This window comes from Aureimonas sp. Leaf454, from assembly GCF_001424685.1.
In the GTDB taxonomy this organism is placed as follows: domain Bacteria; phylum Pseudomonadota; class Alphaproteobacteria; order Rhizobiales; family Rhizobiaceae; genus Plantimonas.
In genome coordinates this window covers 1-18,470 of the sequence record NZ_LMQT01000023.1, presented here as the reverse complement: position 1 = coordinate 18,470, position 18,470 = coordinate 1, and the positions used below count along the sequence as shown (strand labels likewise).

General features: G+C 67.2%; 12 protein-coding genes. 10 read left to right on the top strand and 2 right to left on the bottom strand.

Annotated elements, in window-relative coordinates:
- Nucleotides 1–68 precede the first annotated feature (68 nt).
- The 5 genes from ptsP (at nt 69) to clpB (ending at nt 8,979) form a co-directional block, all read left to right on the top strand.
- Nucleotides 69–2,336, top strand: coding sequence for a phosphoenolpyruvate--protein phosphotransferase (ptsP, locus tag ASG43_RS17745; protein WP_056508383.1), 2,268 nt, complete (start codon nt 69–71; stop codon nt 2,334–2,336).
- Nucleotides 2,337–2,463: 127 nt separating this feature from the next.
- Nucleotides 2,464–3,543, top strand: a complete 1,080-nt coding sequence (gene prfA / locus ASG43_RS17740; RefSeq protein WP_056507945.1) for a peptide chain release factor 1 — start codon at nt 2,464–2,466, stop codon at nt 3,541–3,543.
- Nucleotides 3,536–4,402 (top strand): peptide chain release factor N(5)-glutamine methyltransferase, encoded by an 867-nt coding sequence (prmC, locus tag ASG43_RS17735; protein ID WP_056507944.1) that lies wholly within the window; start codon nt 3,536–3,538, stop codon nt 4,400–4,402. The genes prfA and prmC overlap by 8 nt, the downstream gene beginning before the upstream one ends.
- A 356-nt stretch (nt 4,403–4,758) precedes the next feature.
- Nucleotides 4,759–6,096 carry a DUF4167 domain-containing protein gene (locus ASG43_RS17730; RefSeq protein WP_082491030.1) on the top strand — a complete coding sequence of 446 codons (1,338 nt, stop codon included), beginning with the start codon at nt 4,759–4,761 and terminating at the stop codon, nt 6,094–6,096.
- A 261-nt stretch (nt 6,097–6,357) separates the two neighbouring features.
- Nucleotides 6,358–8,979 carry an ATP-dependent chaperone ClpB gene (gene clpB / locus ASG43_RS17725; protein ID WP_056507940.1) on the top strand — a complete coding sequence of 874 codons (2,622 nt, stop codon included), beginning with the start codon at nt 6,358–6,360 and terminating at the stop codon, nt 8,977–8,979.
- A 75-nt stretch (nt 8,980–9,054) separates the two neighbouring features.
- Here the strand turns inward: clpB and ASG43_RS17720 are convergent, their stop codons facing one another.
- On the bottom strand, nt 9,055–9,444 hold the full coding sequence (locus tag ASG43_RS17720) for a PRC-barrel domain-containing protein (protein ID WP_244488151.1): 390 nt from the start codon (nt 9,442–9,444) through the stop codon (nt 9,055–9,057).
- A gap of 126 nt (nt 9,445–9,570) precedes the next feature.
- On the opposite strand from ASG43_RS17720, the gene ASG43_RS17715 reads away from it, so the two are divergent.
- The 5 genes from ASG43_RS17715 to ASG43_RS17695 all read left to right on the top strand — a co-directional run bounded on the left by ASG43_RS17715 (nt 9,571) and on the right by ASG43_RS17695 (nt 15,754).
- Complete coding sequence (locus tag ASG43_RS17715) at nt 9,571–10,407, top strand: aldo/keto reductase (RefSeq protein ID WP_056507936.1); 837 nt, start codon at nt 9,571–9,573, stop codon at nt 10,405–10,407.
- A 90-nt stretch (nt 10,408–10,497) separates the two neighbouring features.
- Complete coding sequence (locus tag ASG43_RS17710) at nt 10,498–11,694, top strand: NAD(P)/FAD-dependent oxidoreductase (protein WP_056508381.1); 1,197 nt, start codon at nt 10,498–10,500, stop codon at nt 11,692–11,694.
- Nucleotides 11,695–11,895: 201 nt separating this feature from the next.
- The gene (locus tag ASG43_RS17705) at nt 11,896–13,332 is read left to right on the top strand and encodes a L,D-transpeptidase (RefSeq protein ID WP_082491029.1); all 1,437 of its coding nucleotides are present in this window, start codon (nt 11,896–11,898) and stop codon (nt 13,330–13,332) included.
- Nucleotides 13,333–13,412: 80 nt separating this feature from the next.
- The gene (locus ASG43_RS17700; RefSeq protein WP_244488150.1) at nt 13,413–14,582 is read left to right on the top strand and encodes a L,D-transpeptidase; all 1,170 of its coding nucleotides are present in this window, start codon (nt 13,413–13,415) and stop codon (nt 14,580–14,582) included.
- Nucleotides 14,579–15,754, top strand: a complete 1,176-nt coding sequence (locus tag ASG43_RS17695) for an extensin family protein (protein WP_056507934.1) — start codon at nt 14,579–14,581, stop codon at nt 15,752–15,754. The genes ASG43_RS17700 and ASG43_RS17695 overlap by 4 nt, the downstream gene beginning before the upstream one ends.
- 76 nt (nt 15,755–15,830) lie before the next feature.
- Here the strand turns inward: ASG43_RS17695 and ASG43_RS17690 are convergent, their stop codons facing one another.
- Nucleotides 15,831–17,765: a M23 family metallopeptidase gene (locus ASG43_RS17690; RefSeq protein ID WP_056507932.1), complete on the bottom strand. Its 1,935-nt coding sequence runs from the start codon at nt 17,763–17,765 to the stop codon at nt 15,831–15,833.
- Nucleotides 17,766–18,470 lie beyond the last annotated feature (705 nt).

Here is an 18,470-nt window from a genome sequence, read left to right as displayed (position 1 = left end):
GGACGCGGCGCCGCCGCGGCCTTGAGGGAGCTCCTCGCATGCGAGACGGCAACGGGACGACGGCTTTGATCAGGAGCGATTCTTCCGGCCCACGCGTCCTGATGCGCCGCATCCGCGAGTTGATGGCCGAGCCGCTGGAGCCGCAGGCGCGGCTCGACCAGATCGTGCGCTCGATCGCCCAGAACATGGTCGCCGAGGTCTGCTCGATCTATGTCCTGCGCGCCGACGCGGTGCTGGAGCTCTACGCGACCGAGGGTCTCAATCCCGGCTCCGTCCATCTGGCGCAGCTGCGCCTCGGCGAAGGTCTCGTCGGCACGATCGCGGCAACCGCGCGGTCGCTGAACCTCGCCGAAGCGCAGAAGCACCCGGCCTTCACCTATCTGCCCGAGACCGGCGAGGAGCCGTTCAACGCCTTTCTCGGCGTGCCGATCCTGCGCGCGGGCCGAACGCTTGGCGTGCTCGACGTCCAGAACCGCGCCAAGCGGGTCTATCGCGAGGAGGAGGTCGAGGCGCTCGAGACCGTCGCTATGGTCGTCGCCGAGATGATCGCGGCGGGCAGCCTCGAAGGCTTGTCGCGGCCGGGCGTCGTTCTCGATCTCTCCCGTCCCGTCTCCTTCGCCGGCATCGGGCTCGCCGAAGGCATCGGCCTCGGCCACGTGATCCTGCACGAGCCGCGCGTCGTCGTGACGAACCTCTTCAACGAGGATGCCGATTCCGAGATCACCCGCCTCGAAAAGGCGCTGGGCTTCCTGCGCATTTCCATCGAGGACATGCTGTCCCGCCGCGACATCGCGGCCGAGGGCGAGCATCGCGCCGTTCTCGAAGCCTACCGCATGTTCGCGCACGATCGCGGCTGGGTTCGCCGACTGGAGGAGGCCATCCGCAACGGCCTGACGGCGGAAGCGGCGGTGGAAAAGGTCCAGAGCGACATGCGCGCGCGCATGATGCACACGACCGATCCGTACATTCGCGAGCGGATGCACGATTTCGACGATCTCGCCAACCGCCTCCTGCGCCAGCTGATGGGACGGCCCGAAATCGGCATGGACGAGAACGATCCGCGCGATGCGATCATCGTGGCGCGGACCATGGGCGCCGCCGAGCTTCTCGATTATCGCCGCGAACAGATCCGGGGCTTGATCCTGGAGGAGGGCACGGCCACGAGCCATGTCGTGATCGTCGCGCGCGCGCTCGGACTGCCCGTCGTCGGGCAGGCGAAGGGCGTCGTCTCCATGTCGGAGAACAACGACGCGATCATCGTCGACGGCGACGACGGCAGCGTTCACCTGCGCCCGCCCGCCGACGTCGAGAAGGTCTTCGTCGAGAAGGTGCAGTTCCGCGCACGCCGGCAGGAGCGCTATCGTGCGCTGCGCGACGTGCCGGCCGAAACGCGCGACGGCGTTCCGGTCGATCTCATGATGAATGCGGGACTCCTGGTCGACCTGCCGCAGCTGGACGCCTCCGGCGCCGCCGGCATCGGGCTCTTCCGCACCGAACTGCAATTCATGATCGCCTCGTCCATGCCGAAGGCGAGCGAGCAGGAGCGTCTCTACGCCTCCGTCCTCGACGCGGCCGAGAACCGGCCGGTCACCTTCCGCACGCTCGACATCGGCGGCGACAAGATCCTGCCCTATCTGCACCAGTCGCCGGAGGAGAATCCGGCGCTCGGATATCGCGCGATCCGCCTCGCTCTGGATCGTCCCGGGCTGATGCGCACGCAGCTTCGCGCGCTCCTGAAGGCCTCGGCCGGGCGGGAGCTGCGGGTCATGTTTCCGATGATCACCGAGCTGTCCGAAATGCGCCAGGCGCGCGATCTCGTCAGCCGCGAGTTCAAGCATCTCACCAAGTTCGGGCATGTCATGCCGCGCCGGCTGAAGCTCGGCGCCATGATCGAGGTGCCCTCGCTCCTGTTCCAGCTGGACGAGCTGATGCAACTCGTCGACTTCGTGTCGATCGGGTCGAACGATCTCTTCCAGTTCTTCTCGGCGGTGGACCGCGGCAACGCCCGCATGGCGAGCCGGTTCGACGACCTCTCGCCGCCGTTCCTGCTGGCCCTGAAGACGATTCTCGATGCCGGCCGGCGCAATTCCGTGCCGGTGACGCTCTGCGGCGAGATGGCGAGCAAGCCGCTTTCCGCCATGGCGCTGGTCGGGCTCGGCTTCCGCTCGATCTCGATGACCCCGTCCGCGCTCGGTCCCGTCAAGGCGATGCTGATCGCGACCGCGGCGGAAAAGCTGCATCGGGCGATGATGGAACTGATCGAGGATCGGCACCGCACGCGCACGATGCGCCAGCTCCTGACGGACTTCGCCGACGAGCACGACATCCCCCTCTAGCGGGCTCATCTCCGGCGGAACCCTCGGCGAGCGGGTTCATGCTCTTCGCCCGGCCGCGGCGCCTTCGGGCGTGCGCGGCGATGCCTCCGTCGCGCGAGCGCCGTTTTCGTCAGCTCCTTAGGACGCCATGCCGAGCCTGCCCAACGACACGATGAACGAGATCGTCCGCCGCCATGCCTATCTCGAGGCCGAGATGGCCAAGGGCGGGGATCGCGAGACCTTTGCCCGGATCGCCAGCGAATATGCCGGCCTGGAATCGATCGTCTCGGCGATCGCGCGTCTTCGCGCCGCCGAGGCCGAACTCGCCGACGCCCGCGCCATGGCCGAGGATCCCGGCGCCGACCGCGAGATGCGCGAATTGGCGGAGGGCGAGATGGCCGATCTCAAGGACCGGATCGACGCGCTCGGCGGCGAGATCCGCCTCCTTCTCCTGCCCAAGGACATGGCGGACGAGAAAAGCGCCATTCTCGAAATCCGTGCCGGCACCGGCGGTTCCGAGGCCGGTCTCTTCGCCGGCGATCTCTTCCGCATGTACCAGCGCTATGCCGAGACGCGGGGCTGGAAGGTCGAACTGCTTTCGGCGAGCGAGGGCGAAGTCGGCGGCTACAAGGAGGTCGTCGCCTCGGTGAACGGACGCGGCGTCTTCTCGCGGCTGAAGTTCGAATCCGGCGTCCACCGCGTGCAGCGCGTGCCGGAAACGGAATCGGGCGGGCGCATCCACACCTCGGCCGCGACCGTCGCCGTGCTGCCCGAGGCCGAGGAGATCGACATCGACATCCGCGCCGAGGATATCCGCATCGACACGATGCGCGCCTCGGGCTCCGGCGGCCAGCACGTCAACACGACGGATTCCGCGGTTCGCATCACGCATCTGCCGACCGGCATCATGGTCGTTTCCGCCGAGAAGTCGCAGCACCAGAACCGCGCGCGCGCGATGCAGGTCCTGCGCGCCCGGCTCTTCGATATGGAGCGCGCGGCGGCCGATGCCGAGCGATCGGAGTCGCGGCGCAGCCAGGTCGGATCCGGCGACCGGTCCGAGCGGATCCGCACCTACAATTTCCCGCAGGGCCGTGTCACGGACCACCGGATCAACCTGACGCTCTACAAGCTCGACCGGATCATCGAGGGGGATCTCGACGAACTCGTCGAGGCCCTGATCGCCGACCACCAGGCGAGCCTTCTCGCTTCCGTCGGCGGCGATGACTGAAACGGTTCGAACGCTCGCCGATCTTCTCCGCCAAGCGCGCCATCGGCTCTCCGGCATCGAGGGTGGGGATCTCGACGCGCGCCTTCTCATCGGCGATGCGGCCGGTCTCGACGCGGCCGGATTGATCCTGCGCGGCGGCGATCCGGCAGACGCCGAGCTTTCGGCCCTCGTCGAAGCGCGCGTCGAGCGGCGCCTCGGCGGCGAGCCGACGCACCGAATTCTGGGGCGACGGGCCTTCTACGACCACGTGTTCGAACTCTCGCCGGACACGCTGGAGCCACGGCCCGACACGGAGGCGCTGGTCGATCTCTGCCGCCCCGCCTTCGAGCGCCACATCGCGGCGCACGGCTCCTGCCGCTTTGCCGATCTCGGCACGGGCACGGGCGCCATCGCGGTCACGCTCCTCGCGCTCTATCCGCAGGCGGACGCCATCGCGGTGGACATTTCGCCGGGCGCTCTCGAGACCGCCGCGCGCAACGCCGCGAGCGCAGGCGTCGCCGCCCGGTTCCGTCCGCTCCTGTCGGATTATGCGAGCGCCTTGGACGAACCGCTCGACCTCATCGTCTCCAATCCCCCCTATATTCCCTCGGCCGAGATCGCGCGGCTGTCCGGCGACGTGCGCGACTTCGATCCGCGCCGGGCGCTGGACGGCGGCGCGGACGGATTGGACGCCTACCGTCGCATCGCCGGTGACGGCGCGCGATTGCTGCATCGCGACGGGGATCTTCTCGTCGAAATCGGTCAGGGTCAGGCAAGCGACGTGGAGGAGTGTTTTCGACGGCAGGGCCTCGGCCTTGTCGCATCAGCACGAGATCTCGGCGGCATCGAGCGGGCGCTGGCCTTTCGCCGGACCATCTGACGTCGCGTTCGTCGGCGATAAAGACGAGACATTCGGGGGATGGCTTCAGAAAGGGCTTGTTACAAGCCGTTGGAGCCTCTAGATTTGCTTTGTCACGGAATGATCGAGGGGGAACATCCCTCCGGGCCCGGCCGCCAGGGACGCTGCCGGAAGGTGGGATGCTCGAATTGGCTCGCCGGCCGAACGTGACTCCAGCAATCGGGATCGCTGAGCTGAACCAACGGCGCTGAGGCGACAGCGAATTTTCGATCGCGGCTGCGCGTTGGGCGCGAGCCGGACCGCGCGGAGCGATGCTTCGTCCTCCGCCATGAGGGGCCCACCCGGCTGGCAGCCGGACATCCAAAGACAGGAAGACCATGAGGCCAGGGCAGCAGCAGAACAAGCAACGCATGCGTGGACGCGGCCGCAAGGGCCCCAACCCGCTGTCGCGGAGCTACGAGTCCAACGGGCCGGATGTGAAGATCAGGGGTACCGCGCAACACATCGCGGAGAAATACCTCACTCTGGCGCGCGACGCTTCGGCGTCCGGCGACCGCGTCATGGCTGAGAACTATCTTCAACACGCCGAACATTACGGCCGCATCGTCGCGGCAGCGCAAGGATCCTTCCAGGTTCAGCGCGACGAGCGCGAGGTCGAATATGACGAGGACGGCGAAGAGATCTTCGACGATTCCGTTCAGAACGGCGTCGCCCAACCCGATGCGCCGCAGCCCCAGATGCGCGACAACCGCGAAGGTCAGCGCGACGGCCAGCGCGAGAATGGCCAGCGTGAGAACGGCCAGCGCGACTCGTATCAGCGCGACGGCAACCGCGAGAACGCACAGGGTGAGAATCGCCAGCGCGAAAACCGCGACCGCGGCAATCGCGACGGCAATCGCGAGTTCTACAATCGCGACAATCGCGATCAGAATCGCGAAGGTCAAAATCGGGACGGGCAAAATCGCGATGTCCAGAACCGCGATGTCCAGAACCGCGAGAGCGGACATCCCAATCAGGGCCAGAATCGCGACGGTGCACCGCGCGAGGGTCAGAACCGCGAAAATCGCGGCAATCGCGAGTTCAACCGGGAAAACCGGGAGGGTCGCGGGCAGCGCGAGTTCCGGGACAATCGCGAGAACCGCGGCGAAAACCGCGCCGAAAACCGGGATGCGCGCGAGGCGCAGCCGGCCGTGCCGTCGGGCCTCGGCCCGCAGCCTTTCGTCGGCCTGCCGCCGGCAGGCCCGAGCTTCGAAGCCGATCAGCCTTCCGCTCCGCGCGCCGACATGTCGAATGCCGACGCCGCCGCGGCCGACTTGGTGAACGCTCCGGCTTCGTCGGAGAGCGGCGCCGACATGCCGGTTCGCGCCGACGGCGAGCCGCGTCGCCGGGGTCGTCCGCGCCGCGTCCGCGCCGAGGACGGCGATGCGGTGTCCGCCTCGTCCGAGGCGTCGGATAGCGGGCGGGGATCGTCCGATGCGACGCCCGCCGATGCGATGACGTCCACTCCCGCAGCCTCGCCCGCTGCCGCCTCGAATGTCGAGGCTCCGGTCGGCGACAGCGCCACGCCGTCGCAGACGGCCGGCGGCGATGCGCCGGAGGGCGAGGTCAAGGCCAAGCGCCGGCCCGGTCGTCCGCGCAAGAAGAAGACCGAGGACGAGGGCGGCGAGGACGGCGGCGAACATCTGCCGGCCTTCCTGATGGCCTCCAACGGCTGAGCGAACGAGACGAAGACGGAAGAGCGAGCGTCGGAGAGATCCGGCGCTCGCTTTCGTTTGGAGGACGGCGATCGACCGCGCCGTTCGCACCGATGACGGATCCGTGAAAAAGCGCGGGCGCGGCGTGTTGCGGGATCTTATCGCCGGCATTTGCCGCCCCCATATTCCCTCCAGAGCGGCTCGCCGAGGATCGGGAGCCGGAGCTCCAACGTTGAACGGTCCCTGCCGCCGGGTCGGGGGGATCGGCTAAAGGAGACTGGTATGAACATCGAATCCTTCACCGAGCGCGCCCGCGGCTTCATCCAGGCCGCGCAGACCGCAGCGCTCACCCGCGACCATCAGCAGGTCGTGCCCGAACATCTTCTGAAGGTCCTCGTCGACGATCCCGAGGGCATGGCGGCCGGCCTGATCGAGAAGGCGGGCGGCCGCGTCGCCGACGTGCGTCTTGCGGTGGACGGTGCCTTGAACGCACTTCCCAAAGTGTCCGGCGGCAATGCGCAGATGTACGTCTCGCAGCCCCTCGCCAAGGTGCTCGCGACGGCCGAGGAGATCGCCAAGAAGGCCGGCGACAGCTTCGTCACGGTGGAGCGGCTGCTGCTCGCGCTGTGCATCGAGAAATCTGCCAAGACCGCGCAGCTGCTGGAAAAGGCTGGCGTCACCGCCAACGGGCTGAACGCGGCGATCAACGAGATCCGCAAGGGCCGAACCGCGGACTCCGCGTCGGCCGAGCAGGCCTACGACGCGCTGAAGAAATACGCCCGCGATCTCACGGCCGACGCCCGCGACGGCAAGCTCGATCCGGTCATCGGCCGCGACGACGAGATCCGCCGCACGATCCAGGTTCTCTCGCGCCGCACCAAGAACAATCCCGTCCTCATCGGCGAGCCCGGCGTCGGCAAGACCGCCATCGCGGAAGGCCTGGCGCTGCGCATCGTCAACGGCGATGTGCCGGAATCGCTGCGCGACAAGCGCCTGATGGCGCTCGACATGGGCGCGCTGATCGCCGGCGCGAAGTATCGGGGCGAGTTCGAGGAGCGGCTGAAGGCCATTCTTTCCGAAGTCACCTCGGCGGCGGGACAGGTCATCCTCTTCATCGACGAGATGCACACGCTGGTCGGCGCGGGCAAGGCGGACGGGGCGATGGACGCCTCGAACCTCCTCAAACCCGCCCTGGCGCGCGGCGAGCTGCATTGCGTCGGCGCGACGACGCTCGACGAATACCGCAAGCATGTGGAGAAGGACCCCGCGCTCGCCCGGCGCTTCCAGCCCGTCTTCGTGTCGGAGCCCTCCGTCGAGGACACGATCTCGATCCTGCGCGGACTGAAGGAGAAGTACGAGCAGCACCATCAGGTCCGCATTTCGGACTCGGCCCTGGTGGCGGCTGCGACCCTGTCCAACCGCTACATCACCGACCGCTTCCTGCCGGACAAGGCGATCGACCTGATCGACGAGGGCGCGGCGCGGCTTCGCATGGCGGTGGACTCCAAGCCCGAGGCCCTGGACGAGGTCGACCGGCGCATTCTCCAGCTGAAGATCGAGCGCGAGGCGCTGAAGCGTGAAAACGACGATGCGTCGCGCTCGCGCCTGACGCGGCTCGAAGGCGAGCTCGCCAATCTGGAGGAGGAATCCGATCGCATCACGCAGGCCTGGCAGGCGGAGAAGTCGAAGCTCGGCCGCGCCGCGGACCTGAAGAAGCGGCTCGACGAGGCGCGCAACGAACTCGCCATCGCCCAGCGCAAGGGCGAATTCCAGCGCGCGGGCGAACTGGCCTATGGCGAGATCCCGGGCCTGGAGCGCGAGTTGAAGGAGGCGGAAGCCAAGGAGGAGGGTGGTTCGGCGACTATGGTCGAGGAGACCGTGACCCCCGATCATATCGCCCAGGTCGTGTCCCGCTGGACCGGCATTCCGATGGATCGGATGTTGGAGGGCGAGCGCGACAAGCTCCTGCGCATGGAGGATGCGATCGGCAAACGTGTGGTCGGCCAGGGCGAGGCGGTCCAGGCGGTCTCGCGCGCCGTCCGCCGCTCGCGCGCCGGTCTTCAGGATCCGAACCGTCCGATCGGCTCCTTCATCTTCCTCGGACCGACCGGCGTCGGCAAGACCGAACTGGCCAAGGCCTTGGCGGGCTTCCTCTTCGACGAGGAGACCGCGATGGTGCGGCTCGACATGTCGGAATTCATGGAAAAGCACTCCGTGTCTCGCTTGATCGGAGCACCTCCCGGCTATGTCGGCTACGAGGAGGGCGGCACGCTGACCGAGGCGGTTCGCCGCCGTCCCTACCAGGTCGTTCTGTTCGACGAGATCGAGAAGGCACATCCCGACGTCTTCAACATCCTCCTGCAGGTGCTCGACGACGGACGGTTGACGGACGGGCAGGGGCGCACGGTCGATTTCCGCAACACGCTGATCATCATGACGTCCAACATCGGCGCGGAATATCTGACCACGCTGACGGACGAGCAGGATGTCGATGTCGTGCGCCCGCAGGTCATGGATCTGCTGCGCGCCTCGTTCCGGCCGGAATTCCTGAACCGCGTCGACGAGACCATTCTCTTCCACCGTCTGCGTCGGTCGGAGATGGGTGCGATCGTGGACATCCAGATGAAGCGACTCGAAACCCTCCTGACCGAGCGCAAGATCGTGCTGGAACTCGACGAGAGCGCCAAGACCTGGCTCGCTCAGCGCGGCTACGATCCCGCCTATGGCGCGCGCCCCTTGAAGCGCGTCATCCAGCGCGAGGTGCAGGACCCGCTGGCCGAGAAGATCCTGCTCGGCGAGGTGCGCGACGAGTCCCGCGTCAAGATCACGGCCGGCAACGACCGGCTCATCTTCCACGTCGTCGGCTCCAAGGCCGACGCGGTCGGCGATCGCGTCGCGGCCTGATAGAGCCGGATCGGGCAACATGAAAAAGGGCGGCTCCGACGGGGCCGCCCTTTCTTCGTTCGATCTGCGAGCCGTTCAGATGACGGGCCGCACGCCGTAATAATCGTCGATGCCGCGTCCATAGGCCGGATCGTCCCAGGCCGAAGTCGAGGAGCGCGCATAGCTCGGCGCACCCTTCAGCTGCTCGATCGGGATGCCGACGACATAGCCGCCCTGGCGCTCGTCGTATTTCAGAGCGTCCCACGGCAGGGGATAGTGCTCCTCCCCAATTCCGAGAAAGCCGCCGAAGGAGAGGATCGCGTATTTGACGCGTCCGTCCCGCTTGCCGAGCACGACGTCGTCGATCGAGCCGAGCTTCTCGCCCTGCGTATCGTAGACGCTGGTGCCACTGACGCGGCTCGCCTCGATATTGTCGACCGATACCTCGGCGCCAGCCATTTCGTGTGTTCCAAGGGTGGAGGACATGGCCTTGATCTCCTTGTAGGATAAGGTCTGGATCTGATGACACAACGATGTCCGGAGCCGCCTGTTCCGATCGAGGGAACACGAGGGGGGCGCAATTCCGGCGCGACGATCGGGAGGACGGGCGACATGAGGATGGTGACGCTGCCGGATGGAACCGAGGTCTCGGCGCTCGGCCAGGGCACCTGGATGATGGCCGAGCGCCCGGCATCGCGGGGCGAGGAGATCGCCGCGCTTCGCGCCGGCCTCGACGCGGGCATGCGGCTGATCGACACCGCCGAGATCTATGCCGACGGCGCCTCGGAGACGCTGGTCGGCGAAGCGTTGGCCGGGCGGCGCGAGGAAGCCTATCTCGTTTCCAAAGTGGCGCCGTCGCATGCCAGCCGAACGGGAACGGTGAAGGCGTGCGAAGCCTCGCTGAAGCGACTCGGCACCGATCGGCTCGATCTGTACCTTCTTCACTGGCGGGGCCCCTATGCACTGGAGGAGACGGTGGAGGGCTTCGAACGTCTCGTGGAGGCCGGCAAGATCCGAGCCTGGGGCGTGTCGAATTTCGACACCGAGGACATGGAGGAGCTTCTCGCCTTGCCCGGCGGCGAGCGTTGCGCCACCAACCAGATCCTCTACAATCCGGACGAGCGCGGCACCGAATTCGATCTTTTGCCGTTTCTCTCCGATCGCGGCATCCCCGCCATGGCCTATTCGCCCGTCGGGCAGGGCGGTGCGCTCCTGCGCCATCCCGCTCTGGAGCGCATCGCGCGCCGCCATCATGCGACGCCGGCCCAGATCGCGCTCGCCTTCGCGCTCGAAGGCGACGAGATGATCGCGATTCCCAAGGCCGGCACCGTCGCCCATGTCCTGGAGAACGCCAAGGCCGTCGCCATCGAGCTGACGCAGCAGGATTGCCACGAGCTCGACGCGGCCTTTCCGCCGCCGCAGCGCAAGCAGCGCCTGTCGGTGATCTGACGGCGACCCCAAAATCCGTTCCGGTTTGCCGGTCGATGCTGTAGGTCCTCGAAACAGGGGCGCGAGGCGCCGGACGGGGTGCGGCGCGACGTGAAGAGCTTCGATGTCATGGTTCTCGGCGCGGGCGCCGCCGGCATGATGGCGGCGGCCGAGGCCGGCCGCAGGGGGCGAAGCGTTCTCGTCGTCGATCATGCACGCGCGGCCGGCGAGAAGATCCGCATTTCCGGCGGCGGTCGGTGCAATTTCACCAATACCGGGGCCAGCCCCAAGGAATTCCTGTCGGAAAACCCGGCCTTCTGCATTTCCGCTTTGAAGCGATATTCCGCGGCCGACTTCGTGGACCTCGTCGAGCGTCACGGCATCGCCTATCACGAGAAGACGCTCGGCCAGCTCTTCTGCGACGGCTCCTCCAAGGAGATCGTCGCGATGCTGCTGTCGGAAATGGCCGCTGCCGGTGCCGAACTGTCGCTGCAAACGCGCATCGAAGCGGTCGAGGGCGCGGACGGCGGCTTTCGCGTCGCCCTGTCGGGAGGGCGGGACGGCACCGTCGCCTGCCGGTCCCTCGTGATCGCGACCGGCGGCAAGTCGATCCCGAAAATGGGTGCGACCGGAATCGGCTACGACATCGCCCGCCAGTTCGGCCTTCGCCTCGTCGAGACGCGCCCGGCGCTCGTGCCGCTGACGCTCGATCCGAACAGTCTCGAGGCCCTGGCGCCGCTCGCCGGAATCGCGGTGGACGCGGAGGTCGCCAGCGGCAAGACCCGCTTCCCCGAGGCGCTTCTCTTCACCCATCGCGGCCTGTCCGGTCCCGCCATGCTGCAGATTTCCTCCTACTGGCGCGAAGGCGGCGAGATCGCGGTCCGCCTGCGGCCCGATGTCGATGTGATGGGCGTGTTGAAGACGGCGCGCGCTTCGAACGGCCGTCAGGCCGTTCAGACCGCCCTGACCGGCATTTTGCCGAAGCGTCTGGCGCAGACGGTGGCGGAGCGGGCGGCCGGCGCGGCTTCGGCCCGCACGCTCGCCGAACATTCCGACCGCCAGCTGGAAGCGGTCGTCGCCGCCGTCTCCGACTGGCGGTTCCGGCCGGCGGGTTCGGAAGGCTATCGCACGGCCGAGGTGACGCTGGGCGGCGTCGACACGCGCGATCTCGATGGCCGGACCCTCGAAGCCCGCTCCGTTCCCGGCCTCTACTTCATCGGCGAGGTCGTCGACGTCACCGGCTGGCTCGGCGGCTACAATTTTCAATGGGCCTGGTCGTCCGGCTGGTGCGCGGGGCAGGTGGCCTGACGCCGGGCAAAACCTCCGCCTTGCCCGAAGCTTGCAGGTGGGGGGACGCGAGAAGCCGACGACAGGTCCCGGCCATCTTCATGACGTGTTCATTCTACAATGGCTAACCATGCCGTCGTCCGGACAGCGCCCGCGCCCTGCCGAGGTTCGGGTCGGTGTCGGTCACGGCAGGAGCGGCGCCCCCGCGTGGAGTGAGTTGAGATGAAGTCAGCGATGGTCGCCCTTCTGGCCCTGTCCGGGCTCGGCACACCGAGCTTCGCGGCGGCGAACGCGCAGGATTCGATGGCACCGACGCCGGCTCCGGCCTCGGATGACCACCTGCGCCTCGCACAATTCTACGATCCGTCCGACGATCCCTTCTACGACGGGGCCGGACGCACGCAGACCTTCGTCGACGAATACGGCCGCACCGTCACGGTGGATGGCGAGGGGCGCATCATCTCCGTCGAGCGTCCGCGTCGCCGGTCGTTCGACGAACGCCGACGCCCGGCCGATCGGAACGGCGAGGTCGTCCTCGCCAATCCCGGTGAACCCGATGCCCTCATCCTGGAAGGTCCCGTCGGCGGCCGTCGCTCGGCCGATCCCTATGCCGACGGCCCGATCGAATCCGCGCCTCTTCCCGATCCGCTCTACGAGGACGGATTTTCCGCATCGGACCGGTCCGCGGCGCTTCCCGATGCAACCGATCCCGGCGGCCTTCCTGCCGATCGCGGCACCGCGCCGATCTTTCCCGGCGAGACGACGGCGCCCGAATCCGATCCCGCGCCCGCCATCGTCGGGCCCAAGGGCAAGAACGCCTCGATCCAGATCGCGGCCCTTCAGGTGCTGCTCGATCGCGCCGGCATCTCGCCGGGCGTCATCGACGGGCGCATGGGCTCCAACGTCAACAAGGCGGTGGCCGCCTACGAGGAGAAGTTCGGCACGCAGCTCGACGCGACCGACGCGCAATCGCTGGCCGAACAGCTCGACGAGTCCGGCGGCCCCGCGATCATGTCCTACGAGATCACCGAGAAGGATGTCGGCGGCCCCTATCTCGCGTCGGTTCCGGACGATTATGCGGAAAAGGCCAAGCTGCCGGCCATGTCCTACACCCGCGTGACGGAGATGCTCGGCGAGCGGTTCCACATGGACGAGGAGTATCTGAAGTCGATCAATCCCGGTGCCGACTTCAATCGGCCTGGCACCGTCATCAAGGTGATGAATGTCGGCGAGACCGTGAAGGAGCCGGTGGCACGGATCGTCGCGGACAAGGGGCGCGAGCAGGTCCGTGCCTACGATGCCGCCGGCCGGCTCGTCGCGGCCTATCCGTCCACGATCGGCTCCTCCGACACGCCTTCGCCGAGCGGCACGGTCCAGGTCAGCCGCATCGCCTTCGACCCGAACTACACCTACAATCCGAAGATCAACTTCACGCAAGGCTCCAACAAGTCGATTCTCACGATCCCGCCCGGCCCGAACGGCCCGGTCGGCACGATCTGGATCGCTCTGTCGAAGCCGACCTACGGCATTCATGGCACGCCGGAGCCCTCCAAGATCGGCAAGACCAACAGCCACGGCTGCGTCCGCCTCGCCAATTTCGACGCGCAGGAACTCGCCAAGCTCGTGAAGCCCGGCGTCACGGTCGAGTTTCTGGAATAGTTCGCATGGCCCCGCCGTTTCGCGGGAGCCGGCGTCGATCTCGAGCGTTCATGTCCCCGATGACGGTTCGGGAGTGCTCGATGACGATACGCTTGATGACGGCGATGGCCCTGATCCTCGCCAGCGGTGCCGCCTTTGCCGCGCCCGAGCCGCCGGACCTTTCGCAATTGGCCATCGACACGGCCGATCTCGCGGGCTGGGAGGCGCGACGCGCCGCTGCGGCCGAAGCCGAAGCGGCGGCCAAGGCGGATCTTCGCACCGAGGAGAAGGGCGAGGCGGGGAACGACGCCGATCTCGAAGCCACCGACGTTCCCGAGGCCCCCAATCCCGACCTCGCCGAGGCCGAGGCCAAGGCCAGCGAGAAGCAGGCCGAGAAGACCGAAGCCGAGAAGGCGGAGGAGCTTCCCGATCCGTTCCTCGTCCGCCTTCAGGTTCTCCTCGATCGCGCGCATGTGTCGCCTGGCGTCATCGACGGTCTCTCCGGCGGAAACACGGAGAAAGCGGTCCGCGCCTTCGAGGAAATGCGCGGCCTCCCAGTGGACGGGACGGTCGACGAGGCGGTCTGGACGGCGCTCTCGTCGGACGCTGGTCCGGCGGTGAAGCTGTACGAACTGACCGGGGACGACGTCGAAGGCCGCTACGTGGCGGACATACCGGCAGACTACGGCGAGATGGCCAAGCTCGACTGGCTCGGCTATCGCGGCGCTGCCGAGATGCTCGGCGAGCGCTTCCACATGGACGAGGATCTCCTGCGCGTCCTCAATCCCAATGCCGATTTCACCAAGATCGGCACGAAGATCCTCGTCGCCGACACGGGGTCCGATCCCGAGGCGAAGGTCGCCCGCATCGTCGTCGACAGGTCGAAGGGCGAGCTGATCGCCTATGACGAGGCCGACGCGATCGTTCTCATGGATCCCGCCACGATCGGCTCGGAGGATACGCCCTCGCCGAGCGGCACGATGAAGGTCAATGGCAGCGCGCCCGAGCCGACCTACCAGTACGACCCGTCCAAGAACTTCCAGCAGGGCGACAACACCCGGAAGCTGACCATCCCGGCGGGTCCGAACGGTCCTGTCGGCTCCATGTGGATCGATCTCTCCAAGCCGACCTACGGCATCCATGGAACGCCCGAGCCCTCGAAGATCGACAAGACCGCCAGCCACGGCTGCGTCCGCCTGACGAACTGGGATGCCGAAGCGCTGGCAAAGCTTGTTCAGCCCGGCAAGACCACCGTGGAGTTCAAGGGTTGAAGCGCGCCCTCGTCGGCGCGGCGGGGGCTCTGGCGCTCCTTTCGCATATCGCTGCCGCGCAGGATGTCCTGCCGTGGAAGGATGCCAATCCACTGGAGCGCGCGGAACCTCGGCAGCGTGAGCGCAGAGCCCAGGCGGCACCGCCCGAGAAGCCGGTGGAGGGCGCGCAAGCGCCCGCCGCGACCTCCGATGTTCCCTTGCCCGAAGCGAGGCCGGACGCCGGACCGACGCCGCCCGAGGCGGCCGAGGCGGCAGGCCCGGCGTCCGGTGGAACGCCCGCCAAGCCGGAGGAGCGCCCCGAAAACCCGGCGGCGGATCCGGTGCCGGGCGAAGCGCCCGCTCCCGCCGACGCGCCCGCGGACCCCACGGCGGCGGCCGACCTTCCCGTAACGGACATTCCGGTGCCGGACGAGCGTCCGCAGCCGACGCCCGGGGAAACGGGCGCGTCCGATGCGCCGGACCGTGTCGTCGCTCCGCCGTCCGCAGGAGACGGATCTGTTGCGGAACCGGTCCAGCCGGCGGCCGGGGAGGGGGCGACGCCCTCGCAGGACGCGCCGAATGCGCCGGAGAAGCTGAAGGCGCGCGAACCCTCGGTGACGCCCGCGGCCACCGTCGAGGCCGCCGCGGCCGTCGAGGATTCGGTCGCCTGCGAAGCCGAGCTGAAAGCACGTGGTGCCGATTTCACGGTGGAGGAGACGATCAGCGAGGGCGCGTGCGGCGTGCTTCGGCCGCTCGCGTTGAAGCGACTTTCGTCGGGAATCGAGGTTTCCCCGAAGACGCAGATGCTCTGCCGCACGGCGCTCGCTCTCGACACGTGGATGACGAAAAGCGTGGTCCCCGCCGCCAAGGCCGACAGTCCGGGCGACCGGCTGACCGAGTTCCGCCATGCCTCGACCTATGTCTGCCGGCCCCGCGCCAGCGAAAGCGGCATTTCCGAGCATGCCAGGGGAAGCGCCATCGACATCGGCAGCTTCGTCTTCGCCAGTGGTCGCGAGATCTCCATCGCGACCAAGGACGCGGGAAGCGCGGACGCACGCTTTCTCGGTGCGGTGCGGACCGGCGCCTGCGGGCCCTTCAAGACGGTGCTCGGCCCTGGCACCGACTCGGACCATGACACGCATTTCCATCTCGACATCGCCGCCCGCAGCAACGACGCGACCTACTGCAAGTGACGCCCCGCCTCCGCGGAACGCAATGAGAGCCCAGCCAAGGTGAGGGAACGCGACCGGAGCGAGCAAACGACGGGCGTCAGCGCGAGGCGACGTGCGCCGCGTCGGCCCGCTCCTTCAGGAGTTCGTCGATCCGGTCCCGCTCCCGCTTGAAGACCTCGAGCTCCTCCCCGTCCAGAGCCTTGCCCGAGGGAAGGCGGATGCGCATCGGGTCGACCTTCTGCCCGTTGACGCTGACCTCGTAGTGGAGGTGATTGCCCGTGGAGAGGCCGGTCGAGCCGACATAGCCGATGACCTGTCCTTGCCGGACGGTGGCGCCTTTGACGACGCCCTTGGCGATGCCGCTCTGGTGCGAATAGGAGGTTTCGTAACCATTGGCATGTCGAAGCAGCGTCTGGCGACCGTAACCGCTGGTCCAGCCGGCTTCCTCCACGGTGCCCGATCCCGCTGCGAGGATCGGCGTGCCGCTCGGCGCCGCCCAGTCGACGCCCCAATGCGGCCGGGAGTAGCCGAGAACGGGATGTCGGCGCGTGCCGAAGGGTGAGGTGAACCGTCCGTTGGGAACCGGCGAGCGCAGCAGGAACTGCCGGGAGCTGCGGCCTTCCTCGTCGTAATAGTCGGACCGGTCGTCCTTGGCCCCTCGGAACCGATAGTAGCGCTTCGATACATTGCCGAAGCGCGCCTCGACATAGAGGATTTCCGACGCGTCCGTCGCCGCCGTCTGCCCTTCTTCCAGGGAGTAGAAGACCGTCAATCGATCGCTCGGCGACAGTCGCGACTGATAGTCGACCTCCGAGGCCAGCATGTGGATGAGCTGTCCGCAGAGCCGTTCGTTCAATCCGTAGGCGAGGGCGGCCTGATAGATCCCGTCGTAGGCGGTCGGCATGTCGGCGCGGCGCGGTGTTTCCGTCGCGCTCTCGTCGAAGGCTTCGTTGACGGCGGCGCTCTTGGTCGGCTCCGATGCCGGTTCGAACCGACCGTCGTCGGTCTCCGCGACGGTCAGGATATGCTGGACGCCGCGATAGACCGACAGGCGCACGACGCGCGAGGTGTCCCCGTTCATCGCCGCGCCGACGCGGATCACGTTGCCGGAGTCGAGCACCTTGGTGCCGAGGAGATCGGTCAGCCGCTGAGCGGCGTTCAGCGCATCGACGCCCTGGTACCCGCTGTCCGCCAGCGCGCCGGTGATCGGCTTGGTCTCGCGGAACGGGATGATCTCCTCCTGGTATCGTATCCCTTCGCTGTCGGGCATCGAGATCGAGACATTCTCCTCAATGACGCGAAAGGCCGAACCGGGTTCGTAGGCGGCGGCATCCGAGCTTTCGGAAAACCGCGAGGGATCGACGGGTTCAAGCGAGGCGACTTGGATCGGCTCGTCGGAGAGGTTCGGCGCGGCGGCATGGACCATCCGCTCGATCTCGTCGTCGCCGGCCTCGTTCGGCTCGAAGAACGTCTGCGTCCCGGCCGGATCAAACGTGAAGGGCTCCACCTTCAGACTGATCTGGCTTTCCACCCTCGCCCCGTAGATCTGGGCCGCCTCCGTGCCGTCCGCCCCATCGTCCTCCGCCTCGCCCTCCGAGAAGACCTTCAAAGCGTTGAAGGCGGGATAGCTGACATTGGAGGGATGGCGTGCTGCGAGCGCCATGCTCACATAGGCGAAGGGGAGGGTGCGGATGACCTCGCGATCTCCCTCGCGCGTCATGGTGGAGAGCTCGATCGTCTGCCGGCTGCGCGTGATGGGAACCGCCGTCGCATAGACACGGGTCCCCTTCTCGGACACGTCCTCGATCGGCGCCGGTCCGGTCGCCGCCGCGGCGGGCGTCACGAGGTTGCGATGCCCGTCGAGCGCGCCCGAGAGAGCGATGCCCATCAGCGCGCTCGAGGTGAGGCCCGTCAAAAGCGTGCCCGCCAGCCAGCGGGCCGAGACCTGCCGCCGATCCGGACGACGCCGACGGTCCGCGACGATCGCCGGCTCGTTCCCGAGTTCGGGTTTGAAGGGGACCTTGTAGCGCATGCACGTCCTTGTTCGTCTCCCGCGCGCCTTCGGCGCATTTCGTGTCGAAATCGCGACGGGAGCCGTGGAGTGTCGGGCAAAGCCGACGACGTCGGGCGATTAACCCGCCGGAAGGGGATGAAGTCAACGAACACCCCGCGGCATCCACATGCCATGCACCGTTCGGCGGCAGATGCCGAGGGCGTCATGATCCATCGGGTGAGGACGCTTAGGGAGAGGCAGCCCCGGACGGTCAGAGACGGCGGCCACGGGGAGGAGACGCCGGATCCGAACCGTCGCCTGCACGCCATTGTTGGCGTGCTCACCGCCAACACGGCCGTAGAATCCAGCTAAGTCGTTGCGAAGGCTGCCACATGACGGATCTGCGAAGTTTTTGCGAAAAAGGTCGTTGACAGTCCGGGAACCCATCGCCTATATCACGGCCATCGAAGACAGCGGCGGCGCCGCAGCCGGCGGAGACGCCGGAGGGAACTGAGCCTGAACCGAAGCGTTCTGGTTCGGTTCGAATTGGCGCCTCTGTAGTCTGGTGTTTCCAAGAGTAACACAGTGTGTGTCTTGGGTTTGATGATCGGTTCAATGCCGCTTCATCAGAACGTCGAACCTCGTTCGCCGTGTTTTTTGACAATTGCAGAGATGAGAAGAAAGAGAGACGTGGGCGGCGGTTAGCTTCTTACGGGGTCTTGGGGGTCGCTTCCTTGGTGGCTT

What these genes read in the sequence shown, in the direction of transcription:
- ASG43_RS17690 (WP_056507932.1), bottom strand. Translation starts at nt 17,765, where the DNA reads ATGCGCTACAAGGTCCCCTTCAAACCCGAACTCGGGAACGAGCCGGCG.
- ASG43_RS17715 (WP_056507936.1), top strand. Translation starts at nt 9,571, where the DNA reads ATGAGGATGGTGACGCTGCCGGATGGAACCGAGGTCTCGGCGCTCGGC.
- prmC (WP_056507944.1), top strand. Translation starts at nt 3,536, where the DNA reads ATGACTGAAACGGTTCGAACGCTCGCCGATCTTCTCCGCCAAGCGCGC.
- ASG43_RS17700 (WP_244488150.1), top strand. Translation starts at nt 13,413, where the DNA reads ATGACGATACGCTTGATGACGGCGATGGCCCTGATCCTCGCCAGCGGT.
- clpB (WP_056507940.1), top strand. Translation starts at nt 6,358, where the DNA reads ATGAACATCGAATCCTTCACCGAGCGCGCCCGCGGCTTCATCCAGGCC.
- ASG43_RS17720 (WP_244488151.1), bottom strand. Translation starts at nt 9,444, where the DNA reads ATGTCCTCCACCCTTGGAACACACGAAATGGCTGGCGCCGAGGTATCG.
- ASG43_RS17705 (WP_082491029.1), top strand. Translation starts at nt 11,896, where the DNA reads ATGAAGTCAGCGATGGTCGCCCTTCTGGCCCTGTCCGGGCTCGGCACA.
- ASG43_RS17730 (WP_082491030.1), top strand. Translation starts at nt 4,759, where the DNA reads ATGAGGCCAGGGCAGCAGCAGAACAAGCAACGCATGCGTGGACGCGGC.
- prfA (WP_056507945.1), top strand. Translation starts at nt 2,464, where the DNA reads ATGCCGAGCCTGCCCAACGACACGATGAACGAGATCGTCCGCCGCCAT.